Annotated in this window: 16 protein-coding genes and 2 pseudogenes; 4 read left to right on the top strand and 14 right to left on the bottom strand. The window is 60.5% G+C overall.

Annotated features, from left to right (window positions below; translation table 11 throughout):
• Nucleotides 1–271: 271 nt before the first annotated feature.
• Nucleotides 272–1,119, bottom strand: a pseudogene (locus JMY24_RS36130) (IS3 family transposase); the annotation flags it as partial.
• Between the two features lie 548 nt (nt 1,120–1,667).
• Here JMY24_RS36130 and nodC point away from each other — a divergent pair.
• The 3 genes from nodC (at nt 1,668) to JMY24_RS36115 (ending at nt 5,801) form a co-directional block, all read left to right on the top strand.
• Nucleotides 1,668–3,026, top strand: a complete 1,359-nt coding sequence (nodC, locus tag JMY24_RS36125) for a chitooligosaccharide synthase NodC (RefSeq protein ID WP_201703905.1) — start codon at nt 1,668–1,670, stop codon at nt 3,024–3,026.
• A 1,068-nt stretch (nt 3,027–4,094) separates the two neighbouring features.
• Entirely contained in the window at nt 4,095–5,009 is a 915-nt protein-coding gene (nodI, locus tag JMY24_RS36120; protein WP_128598615.1) for a nodulation factor ABC transporter ATP-binding protein NodI, read from the top strand.
• Nucleotides 5,010–5,012: 3 nt separating this feature from the next.
• A complete protein-coding gene (locus JMY24_RS36115; RefSeq protein WP_201703903.1) occupies nt 5,013–5,801 on the top strand; it encodes an ABC transporter permease in 789 nt (262 codons plus the stop codon).
• 63 nt (nt 5,802–5,864) lie between these two features.
• Here JMY24_RS36115 and JMY24_RS36110 read toward each other — a convergent pair.
• A pseudogene (locus tag JMY24_RS36110) lies at nt 5,865–6,478 on the bottom strand (ATP-binding protein); the annotation flags it as partial.
• Nucleotides 6,479–6,522: 44 nt separating this feature from the next.
• Between JMY24_RS36110 and JMY24_RS36105 the strand changes: the two are divergent.
• Nucleotides 6,523–7,119, top strand: coding sequence for a Mu transposase domain-containing protein (locus JMY24_RS36105; RefSeq protein WP_413231303.1), 597 nt, complete (start codon nt 6,523–6,525; stop codon nt 7,117–7,119).
• 233 nt (nt 7,120–7,352) lie between these two features.
• Here the strand turns inward: JMY24_RS36105 and JMY24_RS36100 are convergent, their stop codons facing one another.
• The 12 genes from JMY24_RS36100 to nifK all read right to left on the bottom strand — a co-directional run bounded on the left by JMY24_RS36100 (nt 7,353) and on the right by nifK (nt 16,190).
• Nucleotides 7,353–7,856, bottom strand: coding sequence for a DUF2325 domain-containing protein (locus tag JMY24_RS36100; protein ID WP_236597715.1), 504 nt, complete (start codon nt 7,854–7,856; stop codon nt 7,353–7,355).
• Nucleotides 7,857–7,909: 53 nt separating this feature from the next.
• Complete coding sequence (locus JMY24_RS36095) at nt 7,910–8,398, bottom strand: globin family protein (RefSeq protein ID WP_328809332.1); 489 nt, start codon at nt 8,396–8,398, stop codon at nt 7,910–7,912.
• Nucleotides 8,399–8,711: 313 nt separating this feature from the next.
• Nucleotides 8,712–9,272, bottom strand: a complete 561-nt coding sequence (locus JMY24_RS36090) for a nitrogen fixation protein NifQ (protein ID WP_128598513.1) — start codon at nt 9,270–9,272, stop codon at nt 8,712–8,714.
• Nucleotides 9,269–9,595: a ferredoxin III, nif-specific gene (gene fdxB / locus JMY24_RS36085; RefSeq protein WP_128598512.1), complete on the bottom strand. Its 327-nt coding sequence runs from the start codon at nt 9,593–9,595 to the stop codon at nt 9,269–9,271. The genes JMY24_RS36090 and fdxB overlap by 4 nt, the downstream gene beginning before the upstream one ends.
• A gap of 25 nt (nt 9,596–9,620) precedes the next feature.
• Entirely contained in the window at nt 9,621–9,821 is a 201-nt protein-coding gene (locus JMY24_RS36080) for a CCE_0567 family metalloprotein (RefSeq protein ID WP_128598511.1), read from the bottom strand.
• Nucleotides 9,822–9,844: 23 nt separating this feature from the next.
• Nucleotides 9,845–10,330 (bottom strand): NifX-associated nitrogen fixation protein, encoded by a 486-nt coding sequence (locus JMY24_RS36075; protein WP_128598510.1) that lies wholly within the window; start codon nt 10,328–10,330, stop codon nt 9,845–9,847.
• Nucleotides 10,323–10,736, bottom strand: a complete 414-nt coding sequence (gene nifX / locus JMY24_RS36070; protein WP_128598509.1) for a nitrogen fixation protein NifX — start codon at nt 10,734–10,736, stop codon at nt 10,323–10,325. The genes JMY24_RS36075 and nifX overlap by 8 nt, the downstream gene beginning before the upstream one ends.
• Nucleotides 10,737–10,758: 22 nt before the next feature.
• Nucleotides 10,759–12,135 (bottom strand): nitrogenase iron-molybdenum cofactor biosynthesis protein NifN, encoded by a 1,377-nt coding sequence (nifN, locus tag JMY24_RS36065; protein ID WP_128598508.1) that lies wholly within the window; start codon nt 12,133–12,135, stop codon nt 10,759–10,761.
• A 24-nt stretch (nt 12,136–12,159) separates the two neighbouring features.
• Nucleotides 12,160–13,641: a nitrogenase iron-molybdenum cofactor biosynthesis protein NifE gene (nifE, locus tag JMY24_RS36060; protein ID WP_128598507.1), complete on the bottom strand. Its 1,482-nt coding sequence runs from the start codon at nt 13,639–13,641 to the stop codon at nt 12,160–12,162.
• Nucleotides 13,642–13,976: 335 nt separating this feature from the next.
• Nucleotides 13,977–14,192, bottom strand: a complete 216-nt coding sequence (locus JMY24_RS36055; RefSeq protein ID WP_128598506.1) for a hypothetical protein — start codon at nt 14,190–14,192, stop codon at nt 13,977–13,979.
• A gap of 273 nt (nt 14,193–14,465) precedes the next feature.
• On the bottom strand, nt 14,466–14,615 hold the full coding sequence (locus JMY24_RS38960) for a hypothetical protein (protein ID WP_236597714.1): 150 nt from the start codon (nt 14,613–14,615) through the stop codon (nt 14,466–14,468).
• 15 nt (nt 14,616–14,630) lie between these two features.
• Nucleotides 14,631–16,190 carry a nitrogenase molybdenum-iron protein subunit beta gene (gene nifK, locus JMY24_RS36045; protein ID WP_128598505.1) on the bottom strand — a complete coding sequence of 520 codons (1,560 nt, stop codon included), beginning with the start codon at nt 16,188–16,190 and terminating at the stop codon, nt 14,631–14,633.
• Nucleotides 16,191–16,246 lie beyond the last annotated feature (56 nt).

The following is a 16,246-nucleotide window of genomic DNA, read 5'->3' as shown; positions in this document are numbered from 1 at the left end:
AGCACCACCCTCATAGCGCATTGAAGTACCGCTCGCCACGCGAGTTCAGGCGCAGGAACGATTTATCAACTCAAGTGTGAGGCGGTGTCCGGAGGTACGGGGGCAAATCCAGTGGCATGCCGCCACGATAGCGCTTCATCACATGTCCAAGTGATGGCGCACCCGGCGAGTACATCGCCTCTCGCCCTGTCAACCGATACACCTGCTTTGCACTTCGTTCCATGCAACACCTCCTTGATCAAAGGTGTTGCGACGACCGGTTGAATCCGCCCTGACTGCCACGATCCGTGTGCTGTATCAGACCGGCCGGTGGTCGGTGCGACGCGACAGCGCGAAACAGCGCCTGCATTACCAGCTGTTTTGTCATGCGCTCGCTCATAGCATAGCCGACGATCTCTCCGCTATACAGATCCTTGAGGCCGGCCAGATACAGCCATCCCTCATCGGTTGCGATGTAGGTAATGTCACCGCACTAGGCTTGATTCGGAGCGCTTGCACTGAAGTCCTGGTCCAGAATATTGGGTGCGACTAGAAGGTCTTGCATCGAATTGGTCGTCGCTTTGAACTTACGCTTTTGTTTGCAGTGTAGACCAAGCTTTGCCCGTAATCGCTTGATTCGGTGGACGCCAATCTGGACGCCGTGGTTCGCCAGGTCCTTCTGTAGCCTTTTCGGGCCAAACGTTTCTCGAGTCCGTTCGTGAGCCGCTCGCACCTGCGCTTCGAGCCGAGGCTCTTGCTGATCGTGCAACGACAGCGGCCGTTTGCGCCAGGCGTAGTAGCCACTGGCGGACACGCCCAGGAATCGACACATCGGCGGCACGGGGTAATGTTGTCGCATCTGCTCAATTACGCCGTACTTCACCGCGACTCCTTCGCAAAGTACGTTGCGAACTTTTTTAAGAGATCCGCGCTCCATCTTCACTTCTGCCAACTCTCGCCTGACCCGGCTTAACTCCGCCTCGATCTCCGTCTGTGGTTTCTGAGTTTGCCCGACGTTCTCCAGCTTGCCGTCCCTTGCGGAACAAACCCAGTTCGCCAACGTCTTCATCGAAATCGACAATCGACGCGCCGCTTCGGCACACTGACGCCGTCGGTCATTGTCAGCTTTACTGCTTCCATTTCTCGACGTATCCGCGTTATAGATGAAAGGCATCAACACAATCGATTTTACAAATCAGTCTTTGTGTTGCACAGTGAGACCCGTCGTTGCGGAACTGGAAAGCGAAGTCGATTGATCAATACTTCACATTTATAAACTAAGTAGTACGACGGATTTAGGCATGTCGCCGTGATGCCCGCAGTTTTGGACGTATCTCTCGACACGCCGCCTAAGCTTATCGAACCCGTGCCCCTTACTGAATATGGACGGACGAAGTGGTCGCTGAAGCGACAAAGGCGGGGCTGGCGGCTCTTGACAGGTCGGTAGACCCGCGTGACTGGTTTCGCCCGGCGTCGATGCGATTGTCAGCACGGTGCTGGCCTCCGTCCGGCCGGGCGCAATTGTGCTCTTGAACGACGGATGTCCTCCCGGCGAGTCAGGCACGGTGCTTTCATGCTGGGCTGCGCGACCAGTCCCTCATGGCGTTTTCCCGCCTGATTTCAGCACTGCATGACCGCGGATTTGTAATCAGTTCACTACCCCAACCACACTGAACAAACCGACATCTATGAATGCCATTGCCACAATCAGCACTGCCCCGGTTTTGTTGTATGCACTACTCTCGACTGTTTACAAAAGCGCACAGGCCCTCCATGGCCTACCGACGAGTGGCCCGCCGAAGTCGCCCAATGCCGCCGACTCCAACCTTCTGCCGGCCGTGGACGTCATCGTGCCGTGCTTTAACGAGCAACCGCGCACACTCTCGGCGTGCCTGGAGTCCATCGCAACCCAGGACTACGCCGGAGAACTGCGGGTCTATGTGGTTGATGATGGTTCGACCAATCTCGACGCCGTAAGGCCGGTATACGATGCCTACACACGCGACCCGAGATTCAACTTCATTACGCTTCCCCAAAATATGGGAAAGCGAAAGGCACAGATCGCCGCGATACGTTCTTCGTCCGGCGAACTGGTACTCAACGTCGACTCGGACACGACGCTGGCGCCCGATGTGGTCAAGAAGCTCGTATTGACAATGCGAGACACGAAGATAGGCGCCGCCATGGGGCAGTTGACGGCCAGCAACCGGAGCGACACTTGGCTAACCAGCCTGATCGATATGGAGTACTGGTTGGCTTGCAACGAAGAGCGCGCGGCACAGGCTCGCTTCGGCGCTGTTATGTGTTGCTGCGGTCCGTGTACCATGTACCGACGGTCCGTGCTTATGTTGCTATTAGACCAGTACGAGACGCAGTTTTTTCGCGGGAAACCGAGCGATTTCGGCGAGGACCGCCATCTCACGATTCTCATGCTGACCGCAGGTTATCGGACCGAGTACGTTCCGGACGCCATTGCGGCGACAGTCGTTCCGGACAGACTGGGGGCGTATCTGCGCCAACAACTGCGCTGGGCGCGCAGTACTTATCGGGACACGTTGCTTTCGCTGCGCCTGCTGCCCCGTCTCGATCGCTACCTTACGCTGGACGTGATCGGACTGAATCTGGGCTCGCTATTTCTCGCCTTATCGCTTCTAGCGGGGCTCGCGCAGCTCGCATTGACAGCGACGGTGCCGTGGTGGACTGTTCTGATAATCGCATCATTGACCATGATCCGCTGTAGCGTAGCATCGGTTCGCGCTCGCCAGATTCGATTTCTTGGCTTTTCTCTTCACACACCAATTAACCTCTTTCTCTTGCTCCCGCTGAAAGCCTATGCGCTGTGCACATTGAGCAATAGCGATTGGCTGTCGCGTGGCTATTCAGGCAACGTATCGAACATTCGAGAAAAGCAGCCCGATACTCCGGATCCGATTACGAAGCCGAACATGACTTCAGCGTCAAGAGTGGCGACTCCGCACGGTCGACCGGATCACGCGTGTGAGTCCTCAACGTTAACAACGTCTGACGAAGCATTCGATGGCAACTAGTGTCCTGAGTTAGAAATTCGCATACAAGGTATGCGTCATGTTGTCCATCGGCACGTCGTCAAGATAGTCCCCTGCGGATCGCGCGAAGTGATCGAATTTCTGGTGGCGCAAGCTGCGCGATGGCGATCGCAGCAAGCCACGTCAGCTGCACCGGGCTCGAGTTTGAGGGGGAGACCCATGGAAAAGGCGGAGAAGTCTTTGCGTACGCTGGTCGAAAAATGGTTCGCGCCAACGCCGGCGATGCCGGTTCGCATAACCCGATTCAGTCGGACAAGCTCGAGTGCGAGAGGGTATATCTGCGTCGAGGCATCGAGACCTGCAGGTTCGTTTGCAATTTTCTTCTTCCGCCATCACGACGGCACTTGGTGCGTGTTCCCGCCTGAGCCCAAGCGTCCGGCGATGAGTGTTTCCTAGGAGTGCAGCCCGATTGAGGCATCTGCGGGTTGATCTAACACCTGGCAAGTCCAGGAATGAGTGGAGTTCAAAAAATGCCTGATCAGTCGGAACCGCTAACGCTCGAACACGCTCGGGAGCTGGAGGTGTGGACGTGTGCCTGGTACGATGCAGCCGTCGCAGCGAATCTTGTGCGGCCGCCGTTTCACCCTGATGCGACGATCATAAAACGTCTCCGAGGCTACTTCCACTGCGGCCTGTCGCCGGCTGAGGCCGCAGATGCGTGCTTTGGAGGGAACCACTGAAATGTCTCCGTTATCGCGTCCTCGTTGGACAAGGATAGTTATGAAACGCCAAACAGCGATCTGGACAATTCAACGAATTTCTAACTCATGACACTAGTTAATCGTACATATAGGACCTCGACCCTTGCGCCAACCCAGAACCGCCCACCATCGGCAGTGGTCCGCTTGAGTGCGATCGTCTCATGCAATGGCTCAATTGGCGCCTTCCCAACGCGTGTGCATTCACCGGAATCCTAGTACTCCATTGTGAGTAACTCGTCCGCATGGCAGGCAAGGATCTTCTATCGGCCAGGGCGTTTTCAATCGGGCCGCGGCGGCAGAACGGCTTCTTTTTCTCCAAGACGAACGCGTAATTTTCCTTCTTATCCCCATGTCCAAAGCAGCAATCAGCTTCGCTAGCGTAAGGAAGTCATATGGCAACAAGATCGTAGTCGACGGATTGTCGTTCAGCGTTGCGCCTGGAGAGTGCTTCGGCCTGTTAGGGCCAAATGGCGCGGGCAAGAGCACGACGGTGCGTATGGTTCTCGGCATGGCGCCGCCCGACGCAGGCAAGATCATCGTGCTCGGGGAGCCAGTGCCGGCTCGCGCTCGCTCGGCACGTATGCGCATTGGCGTAGTGCCGCAATTCGACAACCTCGAGCCGGGGTTCACCGTGCGCGAGAACCTTCTGGTGTTTGGCCGCTACTTTGGCATGAGCACACGTGAAATTGAAGCGGTCGTGCCATCGCTGCTCGAATTCGCCCGCCTCGAAAGCAAGGTCAACGCGCGCGTCACCGAGTTATCCGGCGGCATGAAGCGGCGGCTGATGCTGGCTCGCGCGCTGATCAACGATCCACAGTTGTTGGTCATGGACGAGCCCACAACGGGTCTCGACCCGCATGCTCGCCACCTGATCTGGGAACGGCTGCGTTCCCTGCTGGCGCGCGGCACCACGATCCTCTTGACCACCCATTTCATGGAAGAGGCCGAACGGTTGTGCGACCGACTGTGTGTGCTGGAGGAGGGTCGAAAGATCGCCGAAGGCGGGCCTCGCAGGCTGATCGCAGAACAGATCGGGAGCCACGTGGTCGAGATCCACGGCGGCAATCCGCATGAGCTGCGCACGTTGATTGCGCCGCACGCGCAGCGTATCGAGGTCAGTGGTGAGACCCTCTTCTGCTATGTGTCCGATCCGGAACGGGTGTGCATGCAGTTGCGCGGGCGAACGGGGCTGCGCCTTTTACAGCGACCAGCAAATCTCGAGGATGTCTTTTTGCAGTTAACCGGGCGCGGGATGAAGGAGTGAACGATGAGAGAGTTTTATACAGCGGCCCTGCCCACGAATTTGTGGAACTGGGTTGCAGTGTGGCGCCACAACTATCTGGCATGGAAAAAAGTCGCGTTTGCTTCGATTCTCGGTAACCTTGCCGATCCTATGATTTATTTGTTCGGTCTCGGCTTTGGTTTCGGGATAATGGTAGGTCGGGTCGATGGCGCATCTTATATCGCGTTTCTCGCGGCGGGTATGGTCGCGACGAGCGCAATGACCTCCGCGACCTTCGAAACGATTTACGCGGCTTTCTCTCGCATGCATGTTCAGCGCATGTGGGAAGCGATCCTCTGTACACAGCTCACGCTCGGCGATATCGTTCTCGGTGAACTGGCATGGGCCGCCACCAGGGCCTTTTTTGCCGGCATTGCCGTCATGGTGGTAGCCACCGTGCTGGGTTATGCAGCGTGGTCATCCATTCTCTACGCAACGCCTGCCATCGCCCTGACTGGCCTCGCCTTCGCGAGTCTGGCGATGATCCTCGCGGCGCTTGCACCCAGTCACGATTACTTCGTGTTCTATCAAACGCTCGTTCTTACGCCCATGGTACTCCTGAGCGGCGTGATCTTCCCGATCAGTAAGCTACCTGCCGTTTTTTGTGACCTAGCGCGCTTCTTACCGCTGGCACATTCCGTCGACCTTATCCGTCCCCCGATGCTCGGACGCCCGGTGAGCTCTGTTGCCCTGCATATTGGCGCTCTCTGCATTTGCACGGTGTTGCCGTTCTTCCTGTCAGTGGCGCTGTTACGTCGACGCCTGATGTCTTGATGCTGCTACGGCCGGTACGAATGAGTGGGAAAACACAATGTGTTATCAACCCGGACGGTCACTTCAAACTCCCGCACTTGTGGTGGCGCAAATTGCTCCATCAGCCAGCAGGACAAGGTTGTTTTTTAGCTGGCTTTGGTTTTGCGCGCAAAGGGTTTCGGCAGCTTCCTTCAGGCGGTAACTGCGGCCGTCGAATTCGAGCGAGTGCCAGTGGTGCATGAGTCGACCGGAATGGTGCTACTCATGGTGTTGTCGCCGAGATACGCGCCCCAGTCCTGCACGATGCGGTTGGACGTGACCATGGCGCTGCGGCGTGGTTTGTATCGTTGATGAACGAGGGTTTGCAGTAGCGCACCAGCGGCATCCGGAATCGATCGTGACAGAAACAGGTCGTCCAGAATCAGTAGATCGCAGTCGAGAATGTTGCGCAGACGTTTCTCCTGCTGGCCGGGCTGCCTGAAACTGAAACGCGCAAAGAAGTCGTCTGTCTACAGATACTGGCCCTTGTAGCCTTGCAGAACGGCCTTGTTGGCGACGGCCTTCGCGATGTGCGATTTGCCAGTACCCGGTTTGCCGATGAGAAGCGCGTTCTCGCCGGCCGAAACGAACGTCAGCGTTCACAACTCCAGACACGCCTGACGCGGAAGTTTCGGGTTGAAGGACCAGTCGAATTCGGCTTGCCTGACGTTGCGCCGGTGCTGGCTGTTGGAGCAAAGTCAAGGTGCATACGGACGGACACGTCGTCTACAGGAAGGCGCTGTACTCCGTGCCGTTCACGCTGGTTGGCGAGAGCCTCTGGCTCAGATCGACCGATACGGTTGTACAACTGTTCCATCAGCACGAACTCATCGCAACCCATCCGCGACTGCGCAAGGCAGGCGAGCGCCACACGGTGCGTGACCACCAGCCGCCGGCGGCGCAGGCGTGGCTCGAACACGACCGGCAGTGGTGCCTGGCTCGTGCCAAGGAGATCGGGCTATCCTGTCCCGCGCTGGTTGTCGCGATGTTCAACGACACGGTGCTGGTGAACCTGCGTGGCGCGCAGGGCATCGTTCTATGCGCGAGAAGTTCGGCAATCAGCGACTGGACGCCGCGTGCGAGCGTGCGCTTGCATTCGCGAGCCCGAAGTGAGTCGCGTGCGCGGATGCACGAACCGTTCGCGTTGATCCCGGGCGGTCACCTGGACTCCTCCGGGTGTGGTCACTTCAAACTCCATGCGCCGACAATATCTCCGCAGCCCGATATGGCAACGGAAACGAGTCGCGATGTGGGCGCGAACAGCAGCGCTAGCGCGCTGCTGTTCGCGTACGACCTGTAGTTATGCCCGGCGAGTCACACCTCGTGGTAGCCGAACGTTCGGGCGGTCGGCGCGTTACGCACCGTTTGCGTCAGCGCATCGCGCGCGTCGCCGTCGGGGTCCTCAACGTTGAGGAAAAGACCGTAGCGTTATGCGGAATCCGACATGGCAGGCTCTCTTGTGGAAAGACCGAAAGACCACGTCAAAGGCAACTTTTGCGCCCACATCTCGCGACATGCAAAGTCATGACGACGTCAGCCATGCCTCAGGCAGAAACGCGACGCTGCGACCACTCCGCGTGCCTGGGCAGACCGAGCCCGCAACACACCCGCAATGAAGCTCGTCACGCTTGACGAACGCAAGGCGGACCACGGCGTGCGGTGACGCGCGCACAACCGCCGCAGCGCGACCAGCGAGTCCGGGTCGATCAGATCCAATGGGCACAGCACCCGGTAGGCGCCTGGCAGCAAAGCCTCGAAGCCTTCGGCACGGCCATCGTCGTCGATAGTTCCGGTGTGATGAGCGAACTCGCCTCCGGCCGCGTCCACCAGCGCACGCAGCACGGCGTTGATGCTTGGCCGCCCTCCTACATAAACCCATCGACGCCCGCTCAATGCACGCGTCAATGCGCGGCCATCGAGCAGCGCCTGCTCAACCGCGGACAATTCGTGCTGCAGGCTCGCGACATGTGCCCGTGCGCGTTCGAGCGACAGGCTAGCACTGCTGTCGGGAAGGCATGTGCCGCGGTTCTGATTCATGACGGGCTGGGCTTCGGATCGCATCTTCACGGCAACGGCAGGCCGCATGGGTTTCATGGCGAGCGCCTCGTGGCATGGCCCGCGAGGCGTTCGCCCGCTGCCGGCCCAAGAAACGAGCTACGCACCGTGTCGTACGTGTAGCGGGTCCGGCCGGCATGACGAGCGTGCGGCGCCAGCCGACGCTCGGACAGCGAGTCCGCCCCGCCCCGGAAGTCGGCGCGCAGCGCGGGCGGGAAACCGATGTCGTTGAACGCGTGCCAAGGTTGAACCAGCCAAGGTTCGCGGCCCTCTTCGTCAAGCAGCAACGGCGGCCCGGAGTCCGCCTGCAGATGCGCATGCCGCTCGCCGCAATACAGCGGCCCGCCCCAAGGCTCGACCACGAAGTCGGCCACCCGCGACGCGATACAATCGAAGCCGTGACCGACGCGTGCAACCAGCGGCATAAGCCTGAGGCCCTGCAAATGGTACAGCGCCAGATCGCGCCACCGCGCTTCGTCGCAGATCGCGAGTAACGGGTGCGGCGGTTGTGGCAGCGCGGGCACGCAGGCGGGCGGCAATGCCCGGGCGCGCGGCCCTTGCTGCTGCGACTCCGCAACGGGCCATTGCAGCGTCAGGCGGCAAGCCCGGGTGCACGGTGTACAGCGAGGGCGGGGCCCCGGGGACGCAGCAGGTCGGACCGAATCCATAGATCTGTAAGGTTTGTGGTTTGATTTTCTCGGTTGAATGCCTGGATACATAACGATGAGCTTCCGTACGCGAGTCCCGCGCCTTCTCACTGTAAATCCACCGAAGAAGCTTGGCGAAGCGGACCGGCGACGCACCTGCTCAACGGGGGCCCGAGCCGGGCATTGTTGCCTACTCCGCTCCAAAGCAAAGCGCATGGTCCGAACAGACGCCACAACTCGGCGCCTTGCAGCGGAACAGGTCCTCGCGCTCGCACAGTTGCTTGTAGAAGAACTTCTTCCACTTCATGTCACGCGTATTCATCGCGGCCAGCCGCGGAAACCAGTGGCCAATCAACGCTGACAGCTCGCGCCGCGATGGCAGAAGCAGGTCTTGCCAAAGGTGGTTTTGTCCAAGGCTCGCACAGGCCAAGGCATGGGCGACGCAGTTCGCCTCGTCTGCGGGGCCGGCGCGCGGATTGGCATAGTGATTAAGCAAGGCCACCAGATCTTCGAGTTCGTCATCGCGCGGCATCGTGGCGGGCGACAACGCACACCTAAGACCGAGCGCCGGCTCGGCACCCGGGAACCAGCGCGCGAGCATCGCGCGCGTCTGATCGGTGTCCAGTCCGCGCATCGGTAGCACATCGACGCCGTGGTGCTCGAACCCGCTTGCCAGCACGCCGGCCAGTGCCAGCACGGTGGGATCGCCCGCATCCACCGCGCACGCCATCAGGGTTGTATAGGCGTTCATCGCGTCATCTCTCGGAGAAAGGCCGCCGCGTGCGTGTAGCACTTTTTCGGGCAAATCTTCGCGCACGCGCTGCAGCCGACGCACAGTTCCCGATGCGCGATAGTCATCACCTTCTTCTCGTACTCGTCGTCTCCGTCTTGGTCGTCGCCGTCCAGTGCGATGTACGCGCCGTCCTCGTCAAGCCCGACGAGTTGCAGCACGCCACGCGGACAGACACGGAAACAGCGTCCGCAACCAATGCATTTTTCTTCGTCGAGCCTGGTGACGAAGGTCGGCGTCCAGGTGGCGCCGCTCGGCAGCGTAACGCTGAAGGTATCGCTCATGGTGTGGCTCCGTGGCTTCACTGGCTCAGGCCTCTGCTGCAGCGGCACGCTTGCGGGCTGCCATCAGCGCGGCGTGGGCGTCATGGCAGCGCTGGGCGACAGCGAGAATGTTCTCCCAGTTAGTCGGGAGTTCCTCTGAGAGGTCGTGCAGGTCCAACTTCGCCTGGGTCGCTTGCGCGTTGAGTTTCTTCAGGTGCGCCTTGAGTTCATCGGCATCGGTGCTCATCGTCTCTCCCCCTCACAATTCATTCAGGCACTGTACTGTGCGACGGCGGGGTACGTCCGGATCAGCTCGACCGCTTCGCCGAGAAGCTTTGCGCCAGCCTCGGCGAGCTTCTCCAGCGAAGGGAAGCCGAACCGGTGTACGTCGCGCAACTGCTTGTTGACGACAACGAGCCGCCCCGCGAGCAACACCATGCGGCCGAAGCCCTCGTTGCTCATCTTCATCATCGGCGAAACCATTTGGCCGGTCTCACGCTCGATCGCCACCGCAGTCGCGCTATAGAACAGCTCGAGCCGCCACAGCGTTTCGGGGTCGGGGTCGCCCACGATCGGAACCGCGCGGCGTTCCTCGGGCGTGTGGATGTACGGCTTGAGCAGTTGCAGGTCGGTCTTTCCGTCCCACACGCCGTGGGCATCCTGCGCGCGCAGTTGCCTTACGAGGTGCTGCACGAACGGTGCGCGCAGCAACATTTCGTCGCTGGCCTCGGACGGAATTGCGGATGATTCAGTCATGGGATACCTCATCGTCTTCAAAGTCGTATACTCGTTCGCCATCTTTCGCCAGCGCCTTGCGCAGCCACGGCGGCGGCGTGCCCTTCAGCACCTGTTGCAACTTGCCGAGAATCTCCTCGATGGACTCGGGCCGCAGCACCTTGATCGGGTGAATTTTCAGCGCAACCACTCGCGCCGCGGCCGAGCCGCCGATTGCGGCCACGTACAGGATCGCGCAATCCTTGACGGCTTCGAGCTTGGGCGCGAGCTTGTCCTCGTCGCCGTCCTCCTCCAGCTTGCCACCAAAGTCGAACACCTCGACGAACTGGTAGCCGTCCGGTTTGACGTTGTAGGTGACGATGCCCCTTGCCCAGCCAAAATGCGCATCGACGAACTGCCTGCCCTGGGTAGCGAACGCGATTTTCATACTGTGTGCTCCTTTAGGTGTGTCAGGCAGGGATGTTCGCTTTTCGCGTCGGACCGCGCGCGGCCAGATCGATAGCGGCCTGCGGCAACGGCCAGTCGCCCGGATCATGATGCGGAATCTGCTCGATCATCAGGTTCGTGATCTCAAAGATCAGGTTCATCGTGCCACGGTAGCCGACGTAGCGTCGATGTGCGTTTCCAACGCGGTCGAAGACCGGAATGCCGATCCGGAAGAGAGGCTTTTGCAGGTGCTCCGCCATCTGCCTGCCGTGCGAATGGGTGATCAGCAGGTCGCAGTCCGCCGCGGCGCGCTCCATGTCTTCGAGATCGCCGATCACGACCTGATCAGCGGGCAGCAACGCGTGCGCGGGCGATCGGGTCGTGCTGATGCAGCAGCGCAACTGCGCGCCCATCTCGTGCAGCATGCTGCCGACCGAGAACAGCAAATCGGGCTCTGCGCCAATTGCGACCCTGATGCCTCCGGTGTAGAAATGGGCGTCTAGCATCGCATCGAGCAATTGGCTGCGCTGACGCCGGTATTTCGCGGGAACGGGTCGTCCTGAGCGCTGCGCAAGCAAGTGCAACAGACGGTCGTTGGGTTCGAGTCCGGTGAGCCGCCCGAACACTTCGAATGGTGTGCCGGCGATAGCATGCAATGCCTCGGCACCGTCGCGCGTCTGCTCGCCCACACCTATCGTAAATGCCGATGCACCCGCGGCTCGGATCTCCGCGAGCGTGGTACCGCCCAGTGTGGTGCCGCGCCAGTCCGGCGCGATATGGCCGTCGAGCGAGCCGGAAATGTCGGGCAGCACAATGACATCAAAGCCGAACGCTTCGATGATCTCGCGAAGTTCGTCGATGTCGCCAGGCGACAGATGGCTGCCGGGCAGCAGCGTCACCTGATTGGCCACCGTTGGCAACGCCTTGACCAGCGCGGTGACGATGCCGGTAATCGCATGCCGGTAGCCGTCTTCGAATGCGCCGACATAGTCGGGGGTCGACACATAGACGATCTCAGTGTCCTTGAGTTCGGGCTTGCGTTTGCGCACGGTAACGAGATAGCCGTCCACGTCGTCGCCCTCGGTCTCGGTGAGGCCTGTTGAACAGATCGCGATGACCTTTGGCGCAGCGCGCTCGCGGATGTTGAGCAGCGCGGCCTCTATGTTCTCGTAGCCGCCGACCACCGCGCTGACTTCGTCCATGGCCGTCGTCTGCAGCGGGATCGCCTCCCTGAAGTGGCGCACCAGCAGCACGAGGCCGAACGACGTGCAGCCCTGCGAGCCGTGCATCACGGGCATGCAGGCATCGAGCCCCAGGAACGCGAGGCTCGCGCCCAGCGGCTGGCTCAGCTTTAGCGGGTTGACCGCACAGGCTTTCATAGATTCAACGACATCGGCCATGGAATGTTCTCGGGTTCAGGGGCATCAGGTCGGCATACCGGGTTCGAGGCTCATCGCCCACGCCGCGACGCTCGACAGCGGGCGCGCGGCTTGCGTCTGGACCACACCGAGCGCTCCCCCGTCGTCAGCCCACGGAGCAGGGATGCGCACCTGTTGCCACACCGGGTTGTAGATCGCGCGGTCGATCTCGTGCACTAGCTCGACCATCCCCTCGTAGCCGCCATAAGGGTGGTGGCGTTCCTGGTTGATGTCGAGCCACGGTATGCGGGCCTTCAGTGCGACGAACTGTGAGCGGCCACCCGACAGCATGATGTCGGCCCGCGCGTCCTTGAGCATCGCGTACATCTCGCGCGGCGTCATGCCGTCGATCATGTGGGCGTCGTCGCCCATGATCTCCTTGATCTTGTCCTTGTCTTCCTTAGTGCTCTTCTTGACGCTGGTGCCGACGATTTCGAGCCCTGCTTCCTGCAGCGCGGAAACCACCGACCAAGACTTCACGCCACCTGTGATGAGCAACACCCGCTTGCCGGTAAGGCGCGCTTTGTAGTGCGCGATGCGCTCCCACGCGCGCGCTTCCTCGACGGCGATCAGGCGCTCGGTCCGCTCGGGCAGATCGTCTGGCGCGCCCTGCTGCACGAGCAGGCTGGCGATACGGCGCAGCGTGTCGCTCATGTCGCCGATCCCATAGAACGAGCCCTCAAAGTAAGGGATGCCGTAGCGCCGCTGCATCTTTGTCGCGATGTTGATCATCGACTTTGAGCAGACCATCATATTGACCTTGGCGCGATGTGAACTTGCGATCTCGTTGTAGCGCCCGTCGCCGGAGATGCACGAGAGGATACGGATGCCTAGCGCGTCGAGCAGCGGCTTGCTCTGCCAGAGTTCGCCCGACAGGTTGTATTCGCCAATGACGTTGATGTCATACGGCGTCGTGTAATCGGGCTCACGCGTGCCGATCACATAGTTCAGGATCGCCTCGCCGCCAAGCTTGTTGCCCAGATTCTTCGGCCCGGCGAAACCGGGGGAAAGTACCGGAATCACCGGCTTGCCAAATTGTTCGGTTGCGCGCTTGCAGACTGCCTCGATGTCGTCGCCGATCAGCGCAGTGACGCAGGTCTGGTAGACGAACACTGCGGGCGGATCGTATTTCTCAATGATTTCGCGCAGGCTCCTGAACAGGCGCTTCTCGCCGCCGTACACGACGTCGAGTTCGTTGATATCGGTGGTGAATCCGGTGCGATAGAGTTGCGAATCGGACGAAGCGGCGTGCCGGTTGTCCCACGAGTTACCTTCACAGGCAATCGGCCCGTGCACGAGATGTGCGACGTCCGCCACCGGCTGCAGAGCGATCTTCGCGCCGTCGAACGCGCACCCTCCTGCGGCCGACCCCGGCGAAAGCCGCTTCGTGCAGCCTCTTTTGCGGTCCTTCTCGCTCTTGCCTTGATTCTTGTCGCAACCCGGCTCGTCGAAAACCTCGGCGATTTGGGCATTGAGCGAAGCAGACATGACATGCTCCTGATGGATGGACGTCTCTCTATTGGCAAGTTCCATACCACCCGGAAAACGCCTCGAAAACGAGCCGATTGACGCTGAAGCCCGTCGCTCGCGCATTGCCATGGCGGGTTTGAACGGTTTGCGACAGACGGTTCGCGACACGGAAAACGACAAAAATGCGTTCAGCGCCTCCTTGCCGTTCCGTACGGAGCAGAACCGGTGCGATCGCGTTCGCGCGCGCCTGCTCACATATCCTGTGCGCTGTCCCAGAACGTGTATGCGCCATTCGGGCCGCCTGCCCCGCTGGGCGGCCCAGTCGTCGTCGCCCAGCACTTCGAGGCCACCAGCTACTCATACTCGTCGCTAACCGCGCAGATCGACGGGTACGCTGCCCGTCCGTTCGGATCGGAATCGTGATCGACCAGCAGTCCGCGCGACGTTACCTCACCATGGATCTCCGCGGGGCTCAACGGGTCGGACGCTGCCACCTGGTGCTCAAGGCCGTCGCGGACGAACGGCGCACGCGGCGGCACCGAGTCAGACTGCTCGACTACATACATCATTCCCCGCCCCCTCGCTGAGGTTGGTCACGCAGGCTAGCTGCATACAGCGCAGCAGTTTCGTTTTTAGCTGTGCCCCGCTACTCGACATCCTTCGCCGCAATCTTCACCCACACCGCACGAGATAACCGCGGCTCGATGTCCGCCGGGCCCGCGTCGAACTGCCGCGGGGCCGCCGACATCGCACCCTGCTCAATTCGAATCTCCTCGTGCGTCAACGGCAACCGGCGGCCACATGCGCGGCCCCCGGCAGCACTTGGGCAATCACCTGCCGGTTCAGGCGTTCGAGCTGCGGGACGAGGTGATCGACTCGCCCCCACCGGCCAGGCAACCCCAGCCGTTGAAGCCCTCGACCTTTCGGCCGGTCTGCGTCATCTTGACCAGAAGTGCATCTACCGCGCCCGATGCATCTGGTGTGTCTGCCATGGCCACGCTCTCCTGTCACCGAATGATGTCGTAGCTGTAGTCGGTCTTCGCCACGTCCATCGTGTTGGCGTCGAGCGCTTCGAAGAACTCATCCAGCAGCGTGACCAGCACCCGCAACGCACCTTCATAGCCCCAGGTCGGGAAGCGATGGTAATGGTGGCGATCGAAGATCGGGAACACCATGCGTATCAGCGGCGTTTTGGTATCGCGTTCGAGATATTTGCCGTAGGTGTTGCCGATCACGAAATCCACCGGCTCGGTAAACAGCAGTGAGCGCATGTGCCACAGATCGCGTTTCGGATACACTTTGCAGCCGGCGCCGTAGGGCGACGCGTCGAACAGCGCCTGCACCTTTGCAGCCCAGGTTTCGTTGCCGTTGGTCGCCAGCACGTGAGCCGGCTCGGCGCCGAGTTCCAGCAGGAACTGCGTGTAGCCCAGCATCTGGTCCGGGTCGCCGTAGAGTGCAAAGCGCTTGCCGTGCAGGTGAGCCTGGCTGTCGGCCATCGCATCGACGAGCTGCCCGCGCTCCTTCTCCAGTTGCTCCGGAATCGGCTTGCGGGTCACGCGCGAGATTTCCATCAGGAACTGATCGGTGCCCGCGACGCCAACCGGGGAGTTCAGCACCACCACTTCCTGGCCATGCTCGCCAATAAACTTGCTGGTCTTCTCGCAGCAGTATTCCTGGAACACAAAGGTCGCCTTCGCGTTCAAGGCACGCTCGACTTGCTCCTTGGTCGTGCCGCCTTCGTACATCCGGAACTCGCCGTCGGTCGGCGTATTCCACGTTTCGGATGGGTCGCAGATGATGTTCACCGTCACGCCGAACAGATCGAAGATGCGGCGAATTTCCTTCATGTTGCCGACCACGTAGCCGTCAAAGCCGCCGATGAAGTTGACGCTCTCGTCGGACACCCGCTCAAGCGGCGTCGCTGTGCCGGCCTTGCCGTCCCAGAAGTGTTTGAGGATGCCGAGGAGCGCGTTGTCGTAGCCGGTCACGTGGCTGCCGACGAAGGCCGGCGTGTGCGCGAACGGCACGTCATAGTCTTCGGGCACGCTGCCCTTCTGCTTGCTGTTCTTAATGAGTGCATCCAGGTCGTCGCCGATCACTTCCGCCATGCAGGTCGTGGAAACCGCGATCATGTCGGGCTTGTACAGGTTGTACGCATTTGCGAGGCCGTCGATCATGTTGTTCATGCCGCCGAACACCGCCGCGTCCTCGGTCATCGACGAGCTGACGCACGACGTCGGTTCCTTGAAGTGACGCGAGAAGTGCGAGCGGTAAAACGCTACACAGCCCTGCGAGCCATGCACAAAACTGAGCGTCTTATGAAAGCCGTTGGCGACGTACACTGCGCCGAGCGGCTGGCAGGCCTTGGCCGGATTGATGGTGAGCGAGTCGCGAGCAAAGTTCTTTTGCCGGTAGTCTTCGCTCTTGGTCCACTCGACGATCTGCTTGACCTGCTCGTCTGAATGGTTGAACTCGAAATTTTCCTTTTTCGCGCGGAAAATCTTCTGGTACTCGGGCTCACGGAACAGGAGTTCCTGGTCGAGAATCTGGTCTGCGGATTGGGGCAAGGGATGCTCCTAAAATTCAATTCAATGGCCTGCCGGCCGGTGATCAGTGCGGTGGC

The sequence above is a fragment of the Paraburkholderia kirstenboschensis genome (genome assembly GCF_904848585.1).
Classification (GTDB): Bacteria; Pseudomonadota; Gammaproteobacteria; order Burkholderiales; family Burkholderiaceae; genus Paraburkholderia; species Paraburkholderia kirstenboschensis.
This window is presented reverse-complemented; position numbering and strand designations above follow the sequence as displayed.